General features: G+C 66.1%; 22 protein-coding genes. 12 read left to right on the forward strand and 10 right to left on the reverse strand.

Annotated features, from left to right (window positions below; translation table 11 throughout):
- Position 1 precedes the first annotated feature (1 nt).
- Entirely contained in the window at positions 2–1576 is a 1575-nt protein-coding gene (locus ABDW31_RS11035) for a DUF4139 domain-containing protein (RefSeq protein ID WP_343698821.1), read from the forward strand.
- A 6-nt stretch (positions 1577–1582) separates the two neighbouring features.
- Here ABDW31_RS11035 and ABDW31_RS11040 read toward each other — a convergent pair whose 3' ends face one another.
- Positions 1583–2317, reverse strand: coding sequence for an EipA family protein (locus ABDW31_RS11040; RefSeq protein WP_343698744.1), 735 nt, complete (start codon positions 2315–2317; stop codon positions 1583–1585).
- A 388-nt stretch (positions 2318–2705) separates the two neighbouring features.
- Between ABDW31_RS11040 and ABDW31_RS11045 the strand changes: the two genes are divergently transcribed.
- Positions 2706–4046 carry a hypothetical protein gene (locus ABDW31_RS11045; protein ID WP_343698745.1) on the forward strand — a complete coding sequence of 447 codons (1341 nt, stop codon included), beginning with the start codon at positions 2706–2708 and terminating at the stop codon, positions 4044–4046.
- Between the two features lie 263 nt (positions 4047–4309).
- On the opposite strand, the gene ABDW31_RS11050 is transcribed toward ABDW31_RS11045, so the two are convergent.
- The gene (locus ABDW31_RS11050; RefSeq protein ID WP_343698746.1) at positions 4310–4570 is read right to left on the reverse strand and encodes a hypothetical protein; all 261 of its coding nucleotides are present in this window, start codon (positions 4568–4570) and stop codon (positions 4310–4312) included.
- Between the two features lie 389 nt (positions 4571–4959).
- On the opposite strand from ABDW31_RS11050, the gene ABDW31_RS11055 reads away from it, so the two are divergent.
- From ABDW31_RS11055 to ABDW31_RS11085, 7 genes are all read left to right on the forward strand, one after another.
- Positions 4960–5274: a hypothetical protein gene (locus tag ABDW31_RS11055; protein WP_343698747.1), complete on the forward strand. Its 315-nt coding sequence runs from the start codon at positions 4960–4962 to the stop codon at positions 5272–5274.
- Positions 5271–5627 (forward strand): hypothetical protein, encoded by a 357-nt coding sequence (locus tag ABDW31_RS11060; RefSeq protein ID WP_343698748.1) that lies wholly within the window; start codon positions 5271–5273, stop codon positions 5625–5627. Before ABDW31_RS11055 ends, ABDW31_RS11060 begins: the two co-directional genes overlap by 4 nt.
- The gene (locus ABDW31_RS11065) at positions 5624–6025 is read left to right on the forward strand and encodes a hypothetical protein (RefSeq protein WP_343698749.1); all 402 of its coding nucleotides are present in this window, start codon (positions 5624–5626) and stop codon (positions 6023–6025) included. Before ABDW31_RS11060 ends, ABDW31_RS11065 begins: the two co-directional genes overlap by 4 nt.
- Before the next feature lie 14 nt (positions 6026–6039).
- Positions 6040–6624: an SOS response-associated peptidase family protein gene (locus tag ABDW31_RS11070; protein ID WP_343698750.1), complete on the forward strand. Its 585-nt coding sequence runs from the start codon at positions 6040–6042 to the stop codon at positions 6622–6624.
- Between the two features lie 4 nt (positions 6625–6628).
- Positions 6629–7243, forward strand: a complete 615-nt coding sequence (locus tag ABDW31_RS11075) for a hypothetical protein (protein ID WP_343698751.1) — start codon at positions 6629–6631, stop codon at positions 7241–7243.
- A gap of 122 nt (positions 7244–7365) precedes the next feature.
- Positions 7366–7785 (forward strand): hypothetical protein, encoded by a 420-nt coding sequence (locus ABDW31_RS11080; protein WP_343698752.1) that lies wholly within the window; start codon positions 7366–7368, stop codon positions 7783–7785.
- A gap of 77 nt (positions 7786–7862) precedes the next feature.
- The gene (locus ABDW31_RS11085) at positions 7863–8048 is read left to right on the forward strand and encodes a DUF3606 domain-containing protein (protein ID WP_343698753.1); all 186 of its coding nucleotides are present in this window, start codon (positions 7863–7865) and stop codon (positions 8046–8048) included.
- Between the two features lie 467 nt (positions 8049–8515).
- On the opposite strand, the gene ABDW31_RS11090 is transcribed toward ABDW31_RS11085, so the two are convergent.
- The 3 genes from ABDW31_RS11090 to ABDW31_RS11100 form a co-directional block, all read right to left on the reverse strand.
- Positions 8516–8800, reverse strand: coding sequence for a type II toxin-antitoxin system RelE/ParE family toxin (locus ABDW31_RS11090; RefSeq protein WP_343698754.1), 285 nt, complete (start codon positions 8798–8800; stop codon positions 8516–8518).
- Entirely contained in the window at positions 8797–9090 is a 294-nt protein-coding gene (locus tag ABDW31_RS11095; protein WP_343698755.1) for an antitoxin of toxin-antitoxin stability system, read from the reverse strand. Before ABDW31_RS11095 ends, ABDW31_RS11090 begins: the two co-directional genes overlap by 4 nt.
- Positions 9091–10561: 1471 nt before the next feature.
- Positions 10562–10747: a hypothetical protein gene (locus ABDW31_RS11100; RefSeq protein ID WP_343698756.1), complete on the reverse strand. Its 186-nt coding sequence runs from the start codon at positions 10745–10747 to the stop codon at positions 10562–10564.
- A 535-nt stretch (positions 10748–11282) separates the two neighbouring features.
- Here ABDW31_RS11100 and lepA point away from each other — a divergent pair.
- Positions 11283–13091, forward strand: coding sequence for a translation elongation factor 4 (lepA, locus tag ABDW31_RS11105; protein ID WP_343698757.1), 1809 nt, complete (start codon positions 11283–11285; stop codon positions 13089–13091).
- 85 nt (positions 13092–13176) lie between these two features.
- On the opposite strand, the gene ABDW31_RS11110 is transcribed toward lepA, so the two are convergent.
- The 4 genes from ABDW31_RS11110 to ABDW31_RS11125 all read right to left on the reverse strand — a co-directional run bounded on the left by ABDW31_RS11110 (position 13177) and on the right by ABDW31_RS11125 (position 18678).
- A complete protein-coding gene (locus ABDW31_RS11110; RefSeq protein WP_343698758.1) occupies positions 13177–16713 on the reverse strand; it encodes a PAS domain S-box protein in 3537 nt (1178 codons plus the stop codon).
- Positions 16710–17180: a response regulator gene (locus ABDW31_RS11115; RefSeq protein ID WP_343698759.1), complete on the reverse strand. Its 471-nt coding sequence runs from the start codon at positions 17178–17180 to the stop codon at positions 16710–16712. Before ABDW31_RS11115 ends, ABDW31_RS11110 begins: the two co-directional genes overlap by 4 nt.
- A 122-nt stretch (positions 17181–17302) precedes the next feature.
- Positions 17303–18079, reverse strand: coding sequence for a DUF3883 domain-containing protein (locus ABDW31_RS11120; protein ID WP_343698760.1), 777 nt, complete (start codon positions 18077–18079; stop codon positions 17303–17305).
- A gap of 53 nt (positions 18080–18132) precedes the next feature.
- Entirely contained in the window at positions 18133–18678 is a 546-nt protein-coding gene (locus tag ABDW31_RS11125) for a hypothetical protein (RefSeq protein WP_184721561.1), read from the reverse strand.
- A gap of 63 nt (positions 18679–18741) precedes the next feature.
- Between ABDW31_RS11125 and ABDW31_RS11130 the strand changes: the two genes are divergently transcribed.
- Together ABDW31_RS11130 and ABDW31_RS11135 are read left to right on the forward strand one after the other, a co-directional pair.
- Positions 18742–18915, forward strand: a complete 174-nt coding sequence (locus tag ABDW31_RS11130) for a hypothetical protein (RefSeq protein WP_343698761.1) — start codon at positions 18742–18744, stop codon at positions 18913–18915.
- On the forward strand, positions 18912–19532 hold the full coding sequence (locus ABDW31_RS11135; RefSeq protein ID WP_343698762.1) for a glutathione S-transferase: 621 nt from the start codon (positions 18912–18914) through the stop codon (positions 19530–19532). The genes ABDW31_RS11130 and ABDW31_RS11135 overlap by 4 nt, the downstream gene beginning before the upstream one ends.
- Here ABDW31_RS11135 and ABDW31_RS11140 read toward each other — a convergent pair.
- The gene (locus tag ABDW31_RS11140; protein WP_343698763.1) at positions 19462–20550 is read right to left on the reverse strand and encodes a D-alanyl-D-alanine carboxypeptidase family protein; all 1089 of its coding nucleotides are present in this window, start codon (positions 20548–20550) and stop codon (positions 19462–19464) included. The genes ABDW31_RS11135 and ABDW31_RS11140 overlap by 71 nt on opposite strands.
- Between the last annotated feature and the right edge of the window lie 37 nt (positions 20551–20587).

The following is a 20587-nucleotide window of genomic DNA, read 5'->3' on the forward strand; positions in this document are numbered from 1 at the left end:
CATGCGCGCCTTGATCGGCGCGCTCGCTTTCGCCGCCGCCGTCCCCGCCACAGCCGCCACCATCCCCTCGCCCGCGCCTGAAAAGGTGGCGGTGACGCTGTATCGCGACGGCGACGGGCCGTTTCAGGCCATGCCCGAGTGGCAACGCCGGCAGGCGCGCGAGAAGGGTCTGATCCTGGTCACCGAGACCCGCACGGTCTATCTGCCGGCCGGCCGCCACGTCGTGCGGTTCGATGGCGTCGCCGAGGGCCTGATCCCGCAGAGCGCGGCGGTCGAGGGCCTGCCTGGCAGGGCGGTCGAACGCAACTACGACTACGCCCTGCTCAGCCCCGGGACCCTGGTCGAACGCGCGCTGGGCCAGCCGATCAAGGTCGTGCGCACCAACCGCACCTCCGGTCGCCAGCAGACGGTCGACGCCACCCTGCTCCAGGGCCCGAACGGCCTGATGGTTCGCACCGTCGAGGGTGTCGAGGCCCTGGGTTGCTCCGGCGGACCCGAGCGCCTGGTCATGGACCGCGTGCCTGAGGGTCTGACCGACAAGCCCAGCCTCTCGACCATCGTCGCTGTCGAGCGCCCGACGCGGGCCAGGCTGACCCTGTCCTATCTGGCGCTGGGGGTGAACTGGCAGGCCGACTACGTCGCCCGCATCCATCCGGACGGCAAGCGGCTGGACCTGACCGGCTGGCTGACCCTGGTCAACAGCGGCGGCAGCCGGTTCGCCGACGCCAAGACCCAGGCGGTGGCCGGCAAACTGTCGCGCCAATATGTGCGTGTGGACAAGGGCCGCGCTCAGCGGATCGTCCGCGCCTGTTGGCCGTTGGACACCACGCACTACGGCCAGCCGCCCGCGCCGCCGCCACCACCCGCTCCTCCGCCTATGCCCATGGCCATGGCGCCGGCGATGGCCCGCTCGGCCGCGCTCGAGGAGGTGATGGTCACCGGCGCCCGCGCCAAGTTGGCCGAGCAGTCGGACCTGGGCGACTACAAGCTCTACACCCTGCCTGAACCGGTCACGCTGAACGCCCGCCAGACCAAGCAGGTGGCTTTCCTCGACCAGAAGGGCGTCGCGTTCCAGCGGCTCTACGCGGTCGCGATCGACGCCTATGACGACTATGGCGGCGACGACGAAGCGGTCACGCCGCAGGTGGTGCTGCGCCTGGAGAACAAGGCCGACGAGGGCCTGGGCAAGCCGCTGCCGTCCGGGGCGCTGTCGGCGATCGAGACGATCGACGGACGCCCGACCTTCGCCGGCGAACAGGCCGTGCGCGATGTGGCGGTGGGCGAGCCGCTGGATCTGGTGATCGGCCAGGCGATGGACGTCACGGCCCACCCGCGTCTGGTGGAGGAAGCCAAGCAGGGGAAGAGCCGTGTGCGCCGGACCTACGAGGTCGACCTCGCCAACGCCAAGACCATCCCGGTGACCATCGAGGTCCGGCAGGATCCCAGCGCGTCGCTGTTCAAGGTCGTGTCCGAGCCGCAGAAGCACGACATCCGCAACGGCCAGGTGGCCTGGCGCATCACCCTTGGACCGGGCGAGCGCCGCACCTTCCGCTACGCGATCAGCCGAGCGGACTAGCCGCCCCTAGAACGGCAGCCACCGCCGTTGGCGGCTGTAGCCGAGGTAGCCGACGTTCGCGCCCAGACGCAGGCCGACGCCGGCGCGGATCGGGGCCAGGGTGATCTCGTCGGCTTTCTGGTAGTTTACGCCCAGGCCGCCCACGAGATAGGCCGTGCCTTCCACACCGGGGAAGCGGCGGAAGATTGCGTCCGGGTACTGCAGGTTATAGCAAAGGGTGAAGACGCGGCTGGCGTTGCCGCCCCAGTCCCAGCCTACCGACGGCCCCTGCCAGAACACTTCCATCGTCGGCCGGCCCTTCATGTAGAGCAGGCCGCGGCCGTAGCGCAGGCCGGCGACGAACGCGCCCGAGCCTTCTTCGCCGGCGATGTAGGCGGTCGGTTGGCCCTTGTCCTTGAAGATACGCTCGATCGCGGAGCCGGCGCTTTCGGCCGTGACGCCCAGGAAGTCGGACGTGGCTCGCACCATCTCGTCGGCCGAATAGGTCTGGGCCCGGCCGGTGTCATAGACCGGCGTGGGGCCACCTGTGTTCGACGGCGGCGGCGAGGGATAGGCCCCGTAGGTTTCCTGCGCTGCCGGCGGCGGCGGTGCGGACGGATAGGAGTCGGCGGCTTGCGCCGGGCCGATGGGCTGCGGCGGCGGCAGCTTTTCGCTGTAGTTGCTCTGGCGCGCCAGGGCCTGAGTGCTCGCGGCGCTGAGGCCGGCGGCGGCGCCCGAGAGGATCAGCTTGCGACGGTCCATGGGAGCCCTCCGGATCGATTTCATTGCAACGTTGTTGCAAGTCATTGAGACCGGTTTGCGGCTCCAAACTTAACGAGCGGTTAACGATGCCCTAAGGCACGAGCTGCCGATTGTTCAAGATCTTCAATAATTTAGCTTTTTGAGAATTTCTAACCCAGCGCATAATGTTTCAGCCAAGTCGGACGCCGTCTGGCTTTGACGCAGATGCCGAAGACTTAGGGTCCCTTTCAGTCGGCAGATGCATGCAGCCGCCGAGCGCTTCACGCCGTCACGTGCATCGCCTCTAGCCCGACCTTGAGGGATTCCGCTTACAATCGCCAATCTTGCGATCTCCATCGACCCCCCGTTAGGGTGGTGCTGATAAGAACCTATGGCTGGGGAGCCGAGAATGGCCGTTGTCACCGCTGGTACCGCTTATCCGCTTGATTTCCGCAATCTCGACCTGACTGGGCTTTTGGAAGGAACGCCAAAAGCCACGACGACGAGCTTGATCATCGACTACGGCGCAGGGGACCGCGACGAGTTCTATGGCGCCGGGTTCACCTACAACGCCTTCGGAGAACCTACGGGAGGTACAATCACCGGCTACCGCGCCTATGTTGGCAATGCGCTCGTGGTGATGGTGGAAGGCGCAGCGGCCTCGGCTGTCACGTTCATGTCCTACGTCAAGAACGCCGACACCGTAGGCGGCGTGTTCTACGTGCTTTCGGGCAACGATGAACTCTCCGGCTCGGCGTTCGCCGACTACATGGCCGGCGGGCTGGGCAATGACAGCCTGATGGGGTTTGGCGGGAATGACACCTTAATCGGCAACGATGGCGACGACATTCTGATCGGCGGCGCGGGCAACGACGAGCTCTCAGGTGGCGCTGGCACGGATACGGCCAAGTACAGCGGCTACATGTCCAACTACAACGTGGTGACAAACGCTGACGGCTCCCAAACCGTCACGGACCTTCGCCCCGGCGCGCCGGATGGCATCGATCGCCTGACGGGCATTGAGAAGATTCAATTTGCAACCGCACCCTCAAATTCGGAACTGACCTCTCAGATGAAGAGCGTTCTGAGGCTTCCAGAGGGGGCGAGCGCGCAATCGGCGCTGTACCAAGACCTTCTCGCAAAATGGAACGCCGGCCAACTCACCAGCGCCCAGGTCACGAAGGCTATCGTTGACGCCGCGGACGCCACAACCTCCGTGGCCTCGATGAGCTATCAGTTCTTCACCGGCAAAGTACCGTCGTCGCTAGGCTTCGACTTCCTGGTCGCGCCTGACGGACCCAACGCAGGCGGCAACCTCAACAGCGAGGTCTACGCCAAGTTCAACACGGTCAATCGTTACATCAACTTCGCGATGAACCTTGGCCGCAACGGCGAAGCCAAAGACACCTTTGCCGCCGAATACGGTTCGCTGACGCTCGCCCAGGCCACTAAGAAGGCCTATGGCGTGATCTTCGGCGCCACGCCGAGTGACGCAAAGGTCGCGCAGCTTCTCGATGGCCGCGTGTCGTTCTTGGCCAGCTTCAGCGGCGATCCGGCCGAAGGGATTGGGACCAAGGCGGCGATGGTCGGCTTTCTGCTGGCCGCAGCCGCCACCGAAAACGTCGGGGTCTTCGCCCGTTCCAATGATGCTTGGCTGACGGATCTTTCGGACGGATCAGCGCCGTACGCGGTCAACATCATCGACCCGTCCAACGGCTACTACAAGGCAGACTTCGTCTACGGTGGCTAATCGCCCGGCGGAGGGGCTGACGACCCCTCCCCACCCGATCCGCCCGGGCCCAACCCGGCGCCCAGGCTTGTACAGATCACGCGGCGACCGCGTAGTAAGGGTCTCTGCAGCTTGAGCTGTCCAGGCAGCAGCGGTGGCGAACTTGAGCACTTCCTCCATGCGCCTAAGCTCTGGCTTGAGCGCGACAGATCCGGGCGCCCCGTCGCCCCAGCTGCTTCACGCAGTTGAGGCCCACCGCCGTTGACGGCGGGCCCCGGGCTAGATCAGTCGCAAGTGCCGAATTCAGAGTCCTCGAAGTCGCCGGACATCCTCCCGAATGTCCGAACGGTCCCGTCGCAGTAATAGCGATGCCAGCCCACCTCAACTCTGACACCTGGCGAGGGGGAGTGGCCCGGGCCCGCATAGTATTCCATGTCGTAGAAGATCGTCTCCCGGTAGAACCTGGGGAGAGCAGTCGAGACCGTCGGAACCATCGAAAGGGCCAGGGTGGCGGCGATCAGCGAGACTTGAACGAAGCGCTTCATCAGTAGTCCCCTCAACGGGCACGAGTTCCCGCGCCAAATCGCACCACAGATTGTGTCAATTTGCAAACGGGAGTTGTATTCCGACCGGAGGGGGGGTCACGAGCACGGATCCTCTCTGCCCTCCCACCTCAAACGTTAATGAAAATGCGCTGCCAAGCCAGGAGGTAGCCGCGGCCCTTATGGCGGCCCAAACGGCAGCGCTCGGAACGAAGGTCAGGGCGTTAGTGATGACTGCTTCGGCGGCACTGCTCCGCTGGTTTCGATCAGCTCCAGGCATCGCCCTGCACCGTCCTGGCTCTACGCCAATATCCCCGCCGTGAGGACCTCTCCGATTGACTCCCCCCGCGCAGGAGGGCGAGAACATTTGAAGAACATTTTGGAGCCTTCCCATGCCGCCCAGCCGCGTTCAGCAGCGCGCGACGACGCACGTCCGCGTCCCGAGAGTTTGCTTCCGCCAAGTGGCGAAGCTCACCCGCGTGACGGTGGGGATGGGGCCGAATGCCGGCCGCACGATGCACTTCACTATGCCCGGCGGAAAGAAGGGCACTCGGTCAGCGGTGACCTTTATCGATCCCGAGAACGTGCCTGAGTTCGAGGGCAAGGAAGCCTGGTTCGAGGTGGAGCAGGTCGAGCGCGGCGCCGGGCGCATGTGGCCCTGGTGGCGGGCCGTCCGCCAGGTGGACCCGCCGGAGGGGGTGCGATGACTTATCGTCTGGTCGAAGTGCTGGAGTACGGCTGGGATCTGTCGGTGAACTGCCATGGATGCGGTCATAGCGAAAGGCGGTCCAAGGCCCATTTCCTGGGAGCGTGGCAGCCCTATCTGAACGCCGACGTTGACGACATGGCCAAGCGCATCCGGTGCCCGAAGTGCAAGGCCTTGGGCATGTTCGTGTACGAGGTCGCCGGCTGCTATGCGCACTACGGCATGACGTCAGACCGTTTCGAGGCCCAAGCCGTTCTGATCCGTTCGACCCTGGCCGACGCCGGCCTCGACCCGGCCTCCTATGGCTACCCGCCGTTGACGGAAAACCCGAAGCCCCAGCAGATGTCTTCATGAGCTGGGTGCGCGTGAAGAGTGGAAAGCTGGAGCCGATGTCTGCCGAAGTGACGGGGTTCTGGAGCCAGGCCATCCAGCAGGGCGTTCGCGCCCTAGGCTTCTCCCTCCACGAGGCGGGCGGCGGCCAGTGGATGACGGCCGAGGTTGCCAACGACGAACTTCCTTCGGCCGTCCGCCGCGCGGCGAGCGCGGCGATCGAGGTCGACAAGGAAGTCGCCCACTCGAACAAGACCAGCCAGATCGTGATGGCGCGGGCCCTGCTGATGGCGAAGCTGGAAGAGTCAGCCGCCATCAATGAGCTGCGCGACTATCAGGCCCTCCTGGCCGTTGAGCTGCTGCGCCGGGTCGCAGCTGACCCGCCAACCCTGTTGGCCGCTCTGGCCGAACCCTACGAATGAGGAGCTAGCTGGGAATGTGCAACCTCTACAGTCTGCGTCAGGGCGACCTGTTCAGTCTGTGGCAGCAGGTGTTGCGCCTTCCTGTGGTCTGGGACGGCAAGGCTTCGAACTTCGAGCCGCGCCCCGAGATCAAGATGACCGAGGAAGCTCCGATCCTGCGCCATGTCGGCGGCAAGGCCGTGGTCTCGATGACGAAGTGGGCTTGGCCAGGTCCAGGCGGAAAACCGGTCTTCAACTTCCGCTCCGACGGGCGCGACTTCGCCAGCAGCGACCGCGTCCTGATCCCCGCCGACGCCTTCTACGAGTTCACCGACGCCCTGCCCGGCCAGAAGCGAAAGACCCGCTGGAAGTTCACGATGCCTTCGAGCCCCATGTTCTGGGTCGCCGGGATCGTGAAGAATGGCGCTTGGTCGATGCTGACCACGGAGCCAGGCCCAGACGTCGCGCCTTATCACGACCGCCAGGTCGTCATCCTGGGCGCGGACCAGGGCCGAGACTGGCTTGATCTGACCCGGCCTCAATCCGAACTCTTGACCCACCTGCCCGCCGGCAGCCTTGCTGTCGAACGCGATTTCCCGCCGCCTGACCTGTTTGGATGACGTGATGAGCAAAGAACTCGACGACGCGATGGACGAGCTGCGGCGCGAGATCCCCGAGCGCTTCGACGCCGACGGCGAGATGGTGCCGGAATTTAATTTTGAACCATCCGATCGGGCCGAGGTGGTCAAGGCCGGTGACGGCTTGGCGTTTCTGAGGTTCCGAGACGGCGCATCCGGCGCCATCAACGAAAAGCTGACCCGTGGCGCCCACGCGCCCTGGCCCATCGACGACGTGACCTCCTGGGCGAACACCTGGAATGAGCGCGGCGTCGCGCGGTGGCCCCAGGCCTGGATCACCGTAGAACCGACCCAAACCGTTACGGCCGAAGCCATGCACCGTGATGCCAAATGCTACGGCCCAACGCTGGAAGTCATGATCCGGGCGAGCGCGAACACCTGGCGGATCTACTCGCCTTCGAAAGATCTCTTGCTCGCCGAGCTGAGCAAGCTGCCGCCCGACGCGCCCGCTGAAATCCCGCTGCCCGACGGAAGAAAATATCGCTGCTTTGGCAGCACGCTTGGCACGTTCGCGCCGATCGGCGACGACTTGTTCAAGCGGGTCGATGTCGCCGAAACCGCGTCGGTCGTGCTGTATGGAGAGGCCGTCGACCCGGACTAGCGAGTCGGATCGCTCTTGAAGATCTCGCCGTTCCGACGCCAGGAACCAGATCAAGCTCATCGGCGACGTTCAAGCCGGGCCGCGCGTTCGCTCCTCGCCGCGGCTAGTGCTATGGTCGCATTATGAGCAACCTCAACCGCGCCATCACCATTGCCCTCGCCGCGCACGCCGGCCAGGTCGATAAGGGCGGCCACCCCTACATCATGCACCCCGTCAGGGTGATGCTCTCGCTCAAGAGCGAGGAAGCCCGTATCGTGGCCGTGCTGCACGATGTGCTTGAGGACTGCCCGGACTATGCCTGGATGGTCGAACAAGCTGGCTTCAGCCAGGCCGTCCTCGACGCCCTGCAGGCTCTGACCAAGCGACACCTTGAGACCTATAGCGACTTCATCGCTCGCGTTGGCCTGAACCCGCTCGCCACCGAAGTGAAGATCGCGGACATGCGCGACAACATGGATTTGTCGCGGATCCCGTTTCCGACAGACAAGGACTACGAGCGGATCGAAAAGTACCGCACCCACATAGCGATCCTGACGGCCTAACCGCGGGCGCTCAAACGGCACAGCTAGGAACCCGGCTCAGCCGGTCGGCTTTGCTCCCTTGGAAAAGGGAGAACTGCATGTCCGACGACAAGACCAACACCGGCCCCGCCGACGCCCGCCGCATCGCCATGGGCGAGGACTACGAGGTTCAGTATTGGACGGAGAAGTTCGGTGTGACCGCCGATACCCTACAGCGCGCCGTCAATGCGGTCGGCAACAGCGCCGACGCCGTCCAGGCTCACCTTCAGCGTCATTCTCACTAGCGACGCCGGTGCGGCGTCGGGTTCCAGGGCCGCACCCACAGCGCACCAATCGCGAGGCCAAGAGCGCACGTCACGGCGATCATAGCCGGGCCCGGCCGCGGGCCCATCTGGGAAAGCAAGTACAGTAACAGCAAGCTGATGGGCGCCGACACGAGCGCTAAGCCGTACAACGCCATAACGATCATTTCGCCCGAGGACAGAGGCCGTTCGCCACCGTCTGGATAGCTGTTAGCCATTGTGCCCCAGTCACGCTTCGTGGCCCGCAGTAGCAAAAAGGCCGCTACTCCGCAGGGTCGACGGCCATTCGTGAACCGGACGATCGAGATGTCCGCAAGGGTCGGGAAGCAGTCCTTCAGGTTGATCGATGCGAGCTACTATCCTGCGCCATCACCGGACCTGGGCTCGCCTCCAGGAGCACGACATTCAGATTCTATAGATCGGGACAGATCTTGGGCTTTGTCGCGGGCCTATTCACGCAGTGGTGGCCACTGTCGTGCGGTGTGGAGCAGTGCGAGAATCCACACCGTTTCGCCTTCTACTTCGTAGACCAGACGATAGGCTTCGTGAGGAAACAGCTCTCGCGTCCCCTCCACTAGGCCGGGTCGGCCCCGCGTCGAAAAGTCGGTTAGGGACGCTGCCGCTTCAGAGAACAGCTGGTCCATTCGTATGGCCGCCCTTAGACTCTCGGCGGCGATGTAGTCCATGATGTCGAGACGATCGAGCCGCGCCGACCCAGTCCAGCGAACTCTCACGAACTCGCCTCATCCGCCTTTCCTTGGAGCGCCAGGCGGCGTGCAGCGAATTCAGCTTCGACCTCGTCGTTCGAAGAATCCAGGCCGCCGACGCGATCCCGACGGCCGGCTTCGACCTTGGCCGTGACGAATGCGTCATGGTCGCGCTCTCTGCGTTGACGCTGAATGTAGTCCCGCATCATATCGCGGACAATCTGTGAGGCTGGACGATGTGCTGCCTGCGCCTCAGCTATGAAGGCGTCGCGCAACTGCGGCTCCAGCTTCATCGTGAAAACGGCATCCTTACCCATGGATGTTCCCCTAACGGATAATGAAAACGTATATACGTTGTTCGTATGCCGCAAGCCCGGCCGCGACGCGCGTGTCAGAGTCGACATGGACCGCACGGGACCGATGGAGTCGCGCGGCCGAATCCTCAGTTGCGCCAGTAGCCGATATTGGTGCGCCTCCAGGAACCGGACATTCGCTAGCCACGACAGATGACGATGTCCGCTCTATTGCGGCATAGAAGCATCGCGTAGGCTCACCGCATGCCGTCCCTGGCTACAACGCGCCTACACTTGGTTCCGCTTTCCATTGGCGACGCCCCCACAATTCAGCGAGCATTCCCGAGGTGGGAGATTGTCCGCTGGATGGATCGCGCTGTGCCGTGGCCCTACCCTCCGCTCCTAGCCGTGGTCGTCTCTTGGATGGTGACGGGCGAAACGGACGCCCGCTCAACCGGGCGGGGAACGGTTTCACTATTCAGCGATTGCTCCTCTTGGGCCGCCTCAAGCCGTTCCCCGATCGGATCTTAAGTGTACCTAGTGCAGGTGTTTTACCCCGCCGAGTGTCGCTCTCGCGCGGAAGCCCGCTGCGAGAACGCGGGAGAGGTCATGGCTATGATCGCCACCCTGAAGGCTCAGCATGAGGGCTGCGAACGAATCCGGGTCGAGACTGAGGGCCGGTCCCTGTTCGTTGTCGCCTGCGCCGACTGAGGCTTGAAGCCGGTGACGGGGTGCCCGTTGGTTCGCCCTACGTTGCCCCTTCGTGCGAAAACGCCGTCAGGAAGCCGACAGCCACAGCGCAGTGGGGAGCTGTGCCGTTTCAAGCTCGTATGCTCCGTCGGTGAAGCTGCTCCCGCTGTACGCAGCCAGCCGCGCCGGTCGTTCGCTGGGGAGTGAACGGCCGGCATTTCCCCCATCGGATTTGGGGCATGGGGGCACTCTCACCAGAACGCAAAAACTCGTTCTACATTCATCTTGAAGAGAGATCGACCCTAGGTAAGCTTTACACATGCCCTATCTGCAGGCCATTTCCCGGAGTGGTGAGCGCTTGACCCTTGAGTGGCGCAACGGCGATGAGGTCACGAGTGAACTGGTGACGATGAAGTCGGAGTTCGCAGCGCTCGAGGCTGAGGTGCTCCGGTCTGCGATACGCCCTAATTTCAGAAGTGAGGCGCTGGCGTGGCGGATCATGAAGACAGTGCAAACGTGGCCACGGCGGTGATCTAGAGGTGTGGGGTCAGCGCCACGGCGACGTTGCAGAAATGCAGAATTGCAGCCCTGCGTGATGAGAGCGTGAATACGCTGAGGAGAAACACGAAAAGGGTAAGCCTATGGAAGCGCCCGTCGAACTACACGATGCACTGGAAGAAGAAGCTAGGGACCTCGACCGTAAAGCCGCCGAGACGCGGTCTTTCCTCGAAAAGCAGTCCTTCGAACGGATGGCAGAGGACTGCCGCCAGACTGCTACCTGCCTGCGCCTCTTCAAGAAGTCGCACTAGACCTCATCGGCCGGGATCGGCACCGGCTCCGGCTCGAACCCCAACCCCGGCAGCGCTTCGGCTTGGTCCGCAAAGATCAGGAAGGCGGTAAGCTGATAACGGCCCTGGCCGTCACGCTCGTCGCCTTCGAACACCCGGACGGGCGTGGACGGCTCAGGCGCCACCTCGAAGCCATCGGCCAAGGCCGGGACCGCCGATCGGGCGAGTTAGGGGTGTGGGCCGACCGAGCCGATAATCGACGAGGGCCGTAGGGCGAGCACAAGTCGTGACGCCATGATCGTCCAATCGCAACCGCTTCCGAGTCTGCGGAGCCAGGACTCCGCCTGCTTGGGCTAGCCTGGATCGTTCGGTCCCGCTCTGCCGCGCGAGGGTTCAAACGCCTGATGGAGTTGGAAGCGGCCATCACCGATCCGTTTGCGCAGCCGACCAACGCACCAGCGCCGGCAATTCATCAGGCTCTGGAAGCGACGTAATTGAACCGGTGTGGTTGTTAGAGCCAAACACGCCCTATCGCTCCGCCGCGCAGTCCGCGAGCGCCTTCCGAAAGCAAGAGCGATACTCGCGCTCCAAAGCCTCAAGTTGCAGCGTCATCCTCTGAACGGATGGACTTTCCCGCCGATAAATTAACGGCCGAACTAGCGAGTGGTTAACCATGACAGGCGTGTCCCGCAAGCAACGCCTCTCGCGAAGCGGGCCAAATGTGCTATGCGCACGCCCATGAGCTCTACGCCCCTCGACAAGATCCGCAATTTCTCGATCGTCGCCCATATCGACCATGGCAAGTCGACACTGTCCGACCGTCTCATCCAGGAGACCGGCGGCCTGACCGCGCGCGAGATGAGCGCCCAGGTTCTCGACAACATGGAGATCGAGAAAGAGCGCGGCATCACCATCAAGGCGCAGACCGTGCGCCTGAAGTACAAGGCCGACGACGGCGAGGACTACATCCTCAACCTGATGGACACCCCCGGGCACGTCGACTTCGCCTATGAAGTCAGCCGCTCGCTGGCCGCCTGCGAAGGCTCGATCCTGGTCGTCGACGCCTCCCAGGGCGTGGAAGCCCAGACCCTGGCCAACGTCTATTCCGCGATCGACAACAATCACGAGATCGTCCCGGTCCTGAACAAGATCGACCTGCCGGCCGCCGAACCCGACCGGGTGCGCGCCCAGATCGAGGAGCTGATCGGCCTGGACGCCAGCGACGCCGTGTTGGCCAGCGCCAAGTCGGGCCTGGGCATCCACGACGTGCTAGAAGCCATCGTCACCCGCCTGCCCGCCCCCAAGGGCGACCGCGACGCGCCGCTGAAGGCGCTGCTGGTCGACGCCTGGTACGACGCCTATCTGGGCGTGGTCGTGCTGGTGCGCATCTTCGACGGCACGCTGAAGGCCGGCCAGCAGGTCCGCATGATGCAGACCGGCGCCACTCACCGCATCGACAAGGTCGGCGTGTTCACGCCCAAGGCCACCGACGTCGCGGAATTGGGCCCCGGCGAGGTCGGCTTCTTCACCGCCTCGATCAAGGAAGTGGCCGACGCCGCCGTCGGCGACACCATCACCGACGAGAAGAAGCAGACGGCCGAGCCTCTGAAGGGCTTCAAGGACGTCCAGCCCGTGGTGTTCTGCGGCCTGTTCCCGGTCGACGCCGCCGACTTCGAGGACCTGCGCGCCGCCGTCGGCAAGCTGCGCCTGAACGACGGCAGCTTCACCTACGAGATGGAAAGCTCGGCCGCGCTGGGCTTCGGCTTCCGCTGCGGGTTCCTCGGCCTGCTGCACCTGGAGATCATCCAGGAGCGTCTCTCCCGCGAGTTCGACCTCGACCTGATCGCGACGGCTCCTTCGGTCGTCTACAAAATCCACCTGCGCAACGGCGAAGAGATGGAGCTGCACAACCCGGCCGACCTGCCGGACGTGATGCAGATCGAGAACATCTCCGAGCCCTGGATCAAGGCCACAATCTTCACGCCCGACGAATATCTCGGCGGCGTGATCAAGCTGTGCCAGGACCGTCGTGGCCAGCAGCGCGAGCTCAGCTACGTCGGCAGCCGCGCCATGGTCGTCTACGACCTGCCGCTGAACGAAGTCGTCTTCGACTTCTACGACCGCCTGAAGTCGATCTCGAAGGGCTATGCCAGCTTCGACTACCAGCTCGAGGACTATCGCGTCGGCGACCTGGTGAAGATGTCGATCCTGGTCAACGCCGAGCCGGTCGACGCGCTGTCGATGCTGGTCCACCGCGACCGCGCCGAAAGCCGTGGCCGCGGCATGTGCGAGAAGATGAAGGAACTCATCCCGCAGCACATGTTCGTCATCCCCATCCAGGCGGCCATCGGCGGCCGGATCATTGCCCGCGAGACCGTCCGCGCCCTGCGCAAGGACGTGACCGCCAAGTGCTACGGCGGCGACGCCTCGCGTAAGCGCAAGCTGCTGGACAAGCAGAAGGCCGGCAAGAAGCGCATGCGCCAGTTCGGCAAGGTCGAGATCCCCCAGGAAGCCTTCATCGCCGCCCTGAAGATGGACGAGGATTGATCGGCCCACGCCGGGACTTCGGACAAAGAAAAACGCCCCGCCGGTCCAGCCGGCGGGGCGTTTGTCTTTTAGGGATCGGCCGCGTCTAGCGCCCTGCCCCCAGCGTCTCCAGCCATGCCGTCAGCACCTCGCGGGCCGCGGCGGCGCTGGCTCGGGCCTGGGCCACGGCTTCGTGGACGCCTAGGCCGGCGGCGCAGGCGGATTCCACCTTGCGGGCGTCGGCGCCCAGGGTGTCGAAGCCCAGCAGGCCCGCCGAGCCGGCCAGGGAGTGGCCGTCGGATTCCAGCACGGCCACGTCGTCGGACTGGAACTTGCCGTCCAGCTGGACCAGCAGCAGGCCGCCCAGCTTCACAGCGGCGTCCTTGCCCAGGGCCTGGACGAAGTCGTCGCGGGCGCGGGCTTCGCCGCACAGGTCCGCCAGGGCCGGCTCGCCGGCGATGCGGGACAGGTCCGGCCGCAAGTGATCGGCGAGCAGCTTGTCCAGCTCGCGTTCGTGGAACGGCTTGAGCAGGTGGCCCACCATGCCCGCCTGGCGGCAGGCGGCGACCTGAACTTCGGTGTTGCTGGCGGTCAAAGCGATGACCGGCCCGCAGTCCAGGCCCAGGGCGGCGATCTCGCGGGTGGCGGCCAGGCCGTCCAGCACCGGCATGTGCAGGTCCATCAGCACCAGGTCGTAGCGTTGGCGGGACACGGCCTGCACGGCCTCGGCCCCGTCGCAGGCGACGTCGACCATCAGGCCCCGGCGCTTCAGCAGCTCCTCGGCCAGCTCGCGGTTCAGCTCGACGTCGTCGACCAGCAGGACGCGGCCGATATAGTCGCCGTGCTCCACGTCGCTCCGGATCGGCTGGACCACCGGATCGGCGGTGAACAGCACGAGATCGACCCAGAAGGTCGAGCCCTGGCCGATCATGCTCTCGACGCCGATGCGGCCGCCCATCAGCTCGACCAGCTCGCTGCAGATGGCCAGGCCCAGGCCCGTGCCGCCGAAGACGCGGGTGATCGAACCGTCGGCCTGGGCGAAGCGGGTGAACAGGCGATCGATGGCCTCGGGCGCGATGCCGACGCCCTCGTCGACGACCTCCAGGCGCAGACGCACCACGCCGCCGGCCTGGACCACCTTGGTCCGCACGTTCACCGCGCCCTCGCGGGTGAACTTCACGGCGTTCGACAACAGGTTCAGCAGGATCTGGCGCAGGCGCAGCTGGTCGCCGACCACCCAGCCGACGGGGTTGCCGCTGGCGTTCACGGTCACGCGGCGCTCACCGGCCTGGGGCTCGACGAAGGCGATGCTGTCAGTGACGAAGTCATCGAAATTGAAGGCGCTGGCCTCCAGCTCGACCGCACCGGCCTCCAGCTTGGAGAAGTCGAGGATGTCGTTGATCAGACTGCTCAGCGTCTCGCCGGCCGAGCGGATGCGGTCGACCTTGCGGCGGGCCGACGGCGACATCGCCTCCTCGGCCAGCAGGCGCGAGAAGCCGACCACGCCGTTCAGCGGCGTGCGTAGCTCGTGGGACATGTTGGCCAGGAACTCGGCCTTGGCCAGGGTGGCGGCCTCGGCGTCGTCCTTGGCGGCGGCCAGCTGCACGGCCATGGTCGCCAGATGCTCGGTCTGGCGCTCCAGGGCTTCCTGGGCCTCGACCCGGGCTGTCAGGTCCTGGGCCTGGGCGATGAAGTGCTTGGGGCTGCCGTCGGGATTGGCCACCATCGACACCGACAGGCGCACCCAGACCACCGCCCCGTCCTTGCGGATATAGCGCTTGTCCATGTGGTAGTTGGGGATCTGGCCGGCCACCAACTGGTTGAGCAGCTCCAGGTCGTTATCCAGATCCGCGGGATGGGTGATCGTCTGGAAGTCGACCGCCAGCATCTCCTCGGCGCTGTAGCCGACGATGTCGCAATAGGCGCTGTTGACGCGGGCGAAGCCCCCCTCCGGCGAGACCAGGGCGATGCCGACGGCGGCGTTGTGGAATGCGGTCTCGAACAGGGCGGCCTGGGCCTTACGGGCGGAGATGTCGTGCATCAGCGCCGTGAAGCTCCAGCCATCCGGCCCACGCTCGGCGCTGATCGCCAACTCGATCGTGAAGGCTTCGCCGGACTTGCGCAGGGCCGGAACCTCGACCCGCTGATCGACGAAAGCGCTGTGCCCCGTGCGGATAAAGCCCGCCAAGTCGTCAAGCTGAGCCTGACGCCGATGCAGCGGAATAATGAAGTCGGTCAAAGGCTTGCCGAACATCTCGCTGCTGGACCAGCCGAAGGTCTGCTCGGCGAAACGGTTCCAGCCGGTCACCTTGCCCTCGCCGTCCATGGTGACGATGGCCTGGTGAGCGTTGGCCAGGATCTTGCGCGAGCGCGCCTCGCTGGCCTGCAGTTGATCTTCCAGCGCCTTGCGGTCGCTGATGTCGCGAATGACGGCGACGGTGTCGAAACGGCCGTCTTCGTCGCTCTGCGCCAGGCGGAAGCGGGTCTCAACCCAGATGGCGTGGCCGTCGCGGTGCACGGCGCGGTGGCGGACAGTGGCCACGTCCTGGCCCTTAGCCAGGCGCTGTAACGCCGCAGAGACCAGCCAGCGGTCGTCGGTGTGGACGAAGTCCAGAGCGCCCTGCCCGGCCATCTCCTCGGGCGTCCAGCCGATCAGGCTTTGCACGGCGGGAGAGACGTAGTCGCTGGCCCCGTCGAAACGGATGCGGGCGACGGTGTCGGCCATGCTGGCGGCCAGCAGCTTGTAGCCGGCGCGGCTGCGCTTGAGCGCGACGGTCGCGGCTTCGCGGTCGGTGATGTCCTCCAGAACGCCGAAGACGCCGATCGCCTTGCCGTCGGCGTCGAACTCGCAGGTGGCGCGGCCGAAGCAGGTGCGGAAGGCTCCATCACCGCGCAGGATGCGGATCTTGTAGCTCTGCGGCTCACCGGCCAGGGCGTCGCGCAGACGCACGCGCAGCCCTCCCTGGTCATCGGGATGGACGAGGTTCAGCCACATGTCGACGCCGGGCGTGAAGGTCGCCGGATCACGGCCGTAGATGCGATAGACCTCGTCGGACCAGGTCACCGTCCGCTCGGTCAGGTCGGCGCGCCAGTGACCCACGCCCGAGATGGTCTCGGTCATGGCCAGCAGCCGCCCCTGCTCCCGGCTCTGGTGCTGGGCGCGACGCGCCTCCAGCCGGGCCACGACCAGACTGGCGAGGATCTTCAGCTGCTCGACCAGGTTTTGGTCCGGCCGCGGCCGCGGCTTGTTGTCGATCACGCACAGCGTGCCGAGATTGTGGCCGTCGTCGCTGGTCAGGACCGCGCCGACGTAGAACTTCACGAAGGGCTCGTCGATCGCCAGCGGATTCTGGGCGAAGCGCGGATCCTTGGCCGAGTCCTCGACGATCAGCACGCCGTGCGGCTCCAGCTGCAGGGCGTGGGCGCAGAAGGCCACCTCGCGCGAAGTCGAACAGGCTTCCAGGCCCTGGCGCGACTTGAACCACTGGCGATGGTCGTCGACCAGCGAGACCAGCGAGATCGGCGCGTCGAACAGCGCCGCGGCGCGGGCGGTGATCTCGTCGAAGACGTCCTCGGGCGGGGTGTCCAGAACGCGGTACGACTTCAGCGCCGCGAGGCGCGCGACCTCTGGGTCTGGGTTCACCGGCGGGCGTCCGTATCGTTCGCCGGCGGGGCAGCGGACGGGCGCGTGGCCAGCGTGTGGATCTTCTGGGCTGCTTCCAGCGGGGCGAAGGGCTTCATCAGGTAGTCGTCGGCGCCGGCGCTGATCGCCTGGGCGATGCGGTCCAGGCGGCCGCCGCCGGTGATCATCATCACCCGGGCCTTGCCCTCCGAAGCCGCCTTGATGCGGTTCAGCATTTCCAGGCCATCGATGCGGGGCATGCGGATGTCGACCACCCAGACGTCCGGCGGCGACTGCAGGGCGGCGACCAGGGCGGCCTCGCCGTCGGCGAAGCCCACGACCACGTGGCCGCAGCGCGCCAGGCTGGCTTCCAGAAAGGCGATCTGGATCGGATCGTCATCAACGACGTAGATCAACGACCCCAGGCCGCGCTCGTCGCGCCCTTTGAGATCGGTAGCGGCGCGGTCCGCCATCCGTGAACTGCCCAAGACGCCCTCCGTCAGCCATACATGCGGCCAACGCCAGAAGGCGGCCTCACACGTTCAAAATCCCTGAATCATCGACCTCGACCGCTGTGGCGCATCGCCGCATGGTCCCGAGATCGCGCTTCTCAATGGAACGGGGGCTTGAGGCGGTAGAATCGCGCTTCGCCCAGCAGGTCGTAGACCCGCCGGATGCGGAAAGCCTCGGGTCGGGCCTCCGACAGGTCGAACTCGGCCTGGCTCAGGCCGAACGGCGAGACGTCCCCCGACAGGGTGGTCTTCACGACGATCAGGCGCGGGCTCTCGTCCAGGCCGAAGGCGATGACGTCGCAACCGGCAGGATCACCTTCGCGGGCCGGATGGACGCGGCCGGCTAGGTCGGAACGGCCGCGCTCGGACAGGCGGCGGGCCTCGTGGGCGACGATGCTGGCCACGCCCAGGCCGCGCAGGAAGCGGTCGTCGGCCTCGCGCGTGGACATGTCGAAGCGCTGGATCGCCTGCACCATCCGCGCGTCCATCGGCATCGGCTTGGGCGGCGCGGCCTCGATCAGGGGCACGGCCGACGGCGCGGCGAACAGGGCGTGGGGGCGGACGGCGGCGGCCAGCAGGGCGGGCTTGGCGGCCAGCTGCGCCTCGACGGCCTCCAGAAGGGCGTGGTCATACGACCAGCGCGGCGGCTGATCGCGCAGGATCGGCAGGCCGATCAGCGACAGCACCGCCGAAATCTCGCCCTGCTTCCACAGGATCGGCATGTCGGCCTTGCCGGTGACGAAGCGGACACTGCGATCGTGGGCGCTGCGGTCGACGGGCTTGCCGGCAAGCGTCTTCTCCAGCTGGACGACATAGTCGCCCACCACCACCGCGAGCTCAGCTCCCGTCCAGTCGCGCCCCGATTCCCCCGTCATCGGAGAATGATGCGCCAAGCTGCGGGACGACGCCACAAGCTAGAGTATGCGGATCAACCCTTGGCCGCGTCGCCGACGGCGCGCGGTGCGTCCTGCACGGGCATCTGGTCGGGCTTCAGCCCGGCGGCGTCCATGGCCCGGCGCAGGGTGGTCACCGGATCGTCTGCGCCGACCTTGAAGGTCAGGGCCGCGGTCTCGGCGGGATTGTCGCCCAGATTGGCGAAGCCGCCCCCGCGCTGGGCGTTGAAGGTGACGCCGTAGTCGCGGTTGCCCAGCACCCGGCACAGCAGCACGAAGGTCTTCTGGTCGCTGAGCAGGCGCGGGGTCTTCACGCAGTCCATCGGGGTGACATCCGGCGCCGGGGCGTAGTTCCAGGCGCTGGGCGACATCTGCTGGTCGAACGCCACCTTCAGAATCAGGACGCCGGGCGCGACGGTCGCGCCCTGCGCCGGATAGGTCGAGACCATCTTCGGCGGATTGGTCGGCGGCAGGATCAGCACCGGCGAGACCTGATTGGCCTCCTGAGCCAAGGCGGCGGACGCTCCCAGGCTGGCCAGGGAGAGCGCAAACAACAGGGGAACCGAACGGCGGCGCGACATCTTTCCAGACTGACCGCCAAGCACGGCCTTCTCAAGGCGCTTTCGCAGGCCTACATCGCCCTTATGACCGATAATCAGACCCCGCCCGCCGACGAGACGCCGATGCAGCGCGCCCTGCGCCTGAAGAAGGCCGCCCAGGGCAAGCATGGCCATGGCCCCAAGGCCTCCAGCGGCAAGGTCGAGCGCGCCAGCGCCGTCGCCCCCACCGGCAAGTCCAAGCCCTGGATGACCCGGTGACAATTCCCAAGGTCCTCGGCCGCACGGCCTCCATCAACGTCCGCAAGGTTCTCTGGACCCTGGACGAGCTGGGCGTCGCCTACGAGCGGGAGGACTGGGGCCAGGGTTTTGCGCCCACCAACGACGCCAAGTTCGTCAAGCTGAACCCCAACGCCCTCGTGCCCGTCCTGGTCGACGACGAGGGGCCGTTGTGGGAGAGCAACGCCATCTGCCGCTATGTGGCGACCGGAACGCCGCTGTACCCCGAAGCCCGCCGCCCGCACGCGCTGGTCGACCAGTGGATGGACTGGCAGGCCACCGAGCTGAACACCGCCTGGCGCTTCGCCTTCTCGGGCCTGGTGCGCAAGACGCGGGGCTTTGGCGACAAGCGGCGAATCCAGCACAGCGTCGACGCCTGGAACGTGGCCATGGGTCTGCTGGACGCGCGGCTGGTCGACACCGGCGCCTATGTGATCGGCGAGCAGTTCACCCTGGCCGACATCGTGCTGGGCCTGTCGGTGCACCGCTGGCTGCACAGCCCGATCGAGCGGGTGGAATGGCCGGCGCTCAACGACTATTACGCGCGACTGCAGGCGCGGCCGGCTTTCCGGAAGTGGGCGCTTCCGGAGGTTCCGTAAGCGGCTCAGAGCCCGCCGTCGGCAGGCTGGAGATCGGCACGCCGGGCAGCATCGCCTCGCCCGTCCACTCCCAGTGCCAGGGCTCGTAGGCGTAGTTGACGAAGCCGAAGCGGCCGGCGTTGACGACCATCCAGCGATAGAGCGGCGAGCGCGCCATCGCCAGGCGATTAGCGTCGGCCGAGCTGTCGGGTCCGAAGCCCGGCGCAGCGTCGATCACCACATCCATGGCCAGACCCGTGCGGTGGGCCGAACAGATCGTGCGGGTCAGACCCTGGCAGTTGTTGTCCCGCGCGCAGCGCTGGGCGTCGGCGTCCGGCGCGCGGAAGCCCGAGAAGATCCGCAGGGCCTCAGGCTTGGTCAGCACGCCCGCCGCCCGCGCCGAGCCGACCATGTTGCGATAGGCCTCCAGCGCCCCAGGCCGAAGGCGGATGGTCTTGCCGCCATAGCTCTCCTTGGCGTCGGCCTGGGCCAGGTTGGCCTCGGGCGGCGCGCCGGGGCACATGCCCTGACGGTTCACCCGCACAAAGGGTCGCGCCAGGTGCCAGCCGGTCAGCATGGTCCCGAAGGTGTCCGGATCGACCACGCCGGTCCGCGGCTTGCCGTGGGCGCCCTGCCAGCGGGCCAGGGCCGAAGCGAAGCCGTTCGAGCCCGGCGCGCAGGTCGTGCCGATCTCGGCGGCGATGCGCGGGGCATAGATCTCCCAGCCGGTCTCGGGCTTGCCGAACGGGCTCCAGGCCAGGGTCGACAGGGCGGCGGCGTTGACGGCGGCGGCGCTGCCCGGCGCATCCCTGCCGTCACAGGTTTCAGGCGCGCCGGCCAGGGGCGCGGCGCCGCTCAGGGGGATGGCGGGCGGATCGATCGAGGCCACATGCTGCGGCGTCGCATAGGCGACCTCGTCGCGCGGCTGCGGTTGGACGGGCGTGGCTCCTCCGGTCGGCCAGACGACCCATAGCCAGAAGCCGCCGACGGCCAGCGCCAGTACGCCCACACCCCACAGCAGCCGACGCAGCGCCCTCAAGTCGATCCCTACCCGCTGTGGAACTTCGCCATGGCTC

Origin of the sequence: Caulobacter sp. (assembly GCF_039596335.1) — a bacterium.
In the GTDB taxonomy this organism is placed as follows: Bacteria; Pseudomonadota; Alphaproteobacteria; order Caulobacterales; family Caulobacteraceae; genus Caulobacter.

What these genes read in the sequence shown, in the direction of transcription:
- ABDW31_RS11070 (WP_343698750.1), top strand. Translation starts at nt 6,040, where the DNA reads ATGTGCAACCTCTACAGTCTGCGTCAGGGCGACCTGTTCAGTCTGTGG.
- ABDW31_RS11120 (WP_343698760.1), bottom strand. Translation starts at nt 18,079, where the DNA reads ATGACGGGGGAATCGGGGCGCGACTGGACGGGAGCTGAGCTCGCGGTG.
- ABDW31_RS11035 (WP_343698821.1), top strand. Translation starts at nt 2, where the DNA reads ATGCGCGCCTTGATCGGCGCGCTCGCTTTCGCCGCCGCCGTCCCCGCC.
- ABDW31_RS11055 (WP_343698747.1), top strand. Translation starts at nt 4,960, where the DNA reads ATGCCGCCCAGCCGCGTTCAGCAGCGCGCGACGACGCACGTCCGCGTC.
- ABDW31_RS11040 (WP_343698744.1), bottom strand. Translation starts at nt 2,317, where the DNA reads ATGGACCGTCGCAAGCTGATCCTCTCGGGCGCCGCCGCCGGCCTCAGC.
- ABDW31_RS11095 (WP_343698755.1), bottom strand. Translation starts at nt 9,090, where the DNA reads ATGGGTAAGGATGCCGTTTTCACGATGAAGCTGGAGCCGCAGTTGCGC.
- ABDW31_RS11085 (WP_343698753.1), top strand. Translation starts at nt 7,863, where the DNA reads ATGTCCGACGACAAGACCAACACCGGCCCCGCCGACGCCCGCCGCATC.
- ABDW31_RS11050 (WP_343698746.1), bottom strand. Translation starts at nt 4,570, where the DNA reads ATGAAGCGCTTCGTTCAAGTCTCGCTGATCGCCGCCACCCTGGCCCTT.
- ABDW31_RS11045 (WP_343698745.1), top strand. Translation starts at nt 2,706, where the DNA reads ATGGCCGTTGTCACCGCTGGTACCGCTTATCCGCTTGATTTCCGCAAT.
- ABDW31_RS11065 (WP_343698749.1), top strand. Translation starts at nt 5,624, where the DNA reads ATGAGCTGGGTGCGCGTGAAGAGTGGAAAGCTGGAGCCGATGTCTGCC.
- ABDW31_RS11125 (WP_184721561.1), bottom strand. Translation starts at nt 18,678, where the DNA reads ATGTCGCGCCGCCGTTCGGTTCCCCTGTTGTTTGCGCTCTCCCTGGCC.
- ABDW31_RS11075 (WP_343698751.1), top strand. Translation starts at nt 6,629, where the DNA reads ATGAGCAAAGAACTCGACGACGCGATGGACGAGCTGCGGCGCGAGATC.
- ABDW31_RS11060 (WP_343698748.1), top strand. Translation starts at nt 5,271, where the DNA reads ATGACTTATCGTCTGGTCGAAGTGCTGGAGTACGGCTGGGATCTGTCG.
- lepA (WP_343698757.1), top strand. Translation starts at nt 11,283, where the DNA reads ATGAGCTCTACGCCCCTCGACAAGATCCGCAATTTCTCGATCGTCGCC.
- ABDW31_RS11130 (WP_343698761.1), top strand. Translation starts at nt 18,742, where the DNA reads ATGACCGATAATCAGACCCCGCCCGCCGACGAGACGCCGATGCAGCGC.
- ABDW31_RS11080 (WP_343698752.1), top strand. Translation starts at nt 7,366, where the DNA reads ATGAGCAACCTCAACCGCGCCATCACCATTGCCCTCGCCGCGCACGCC.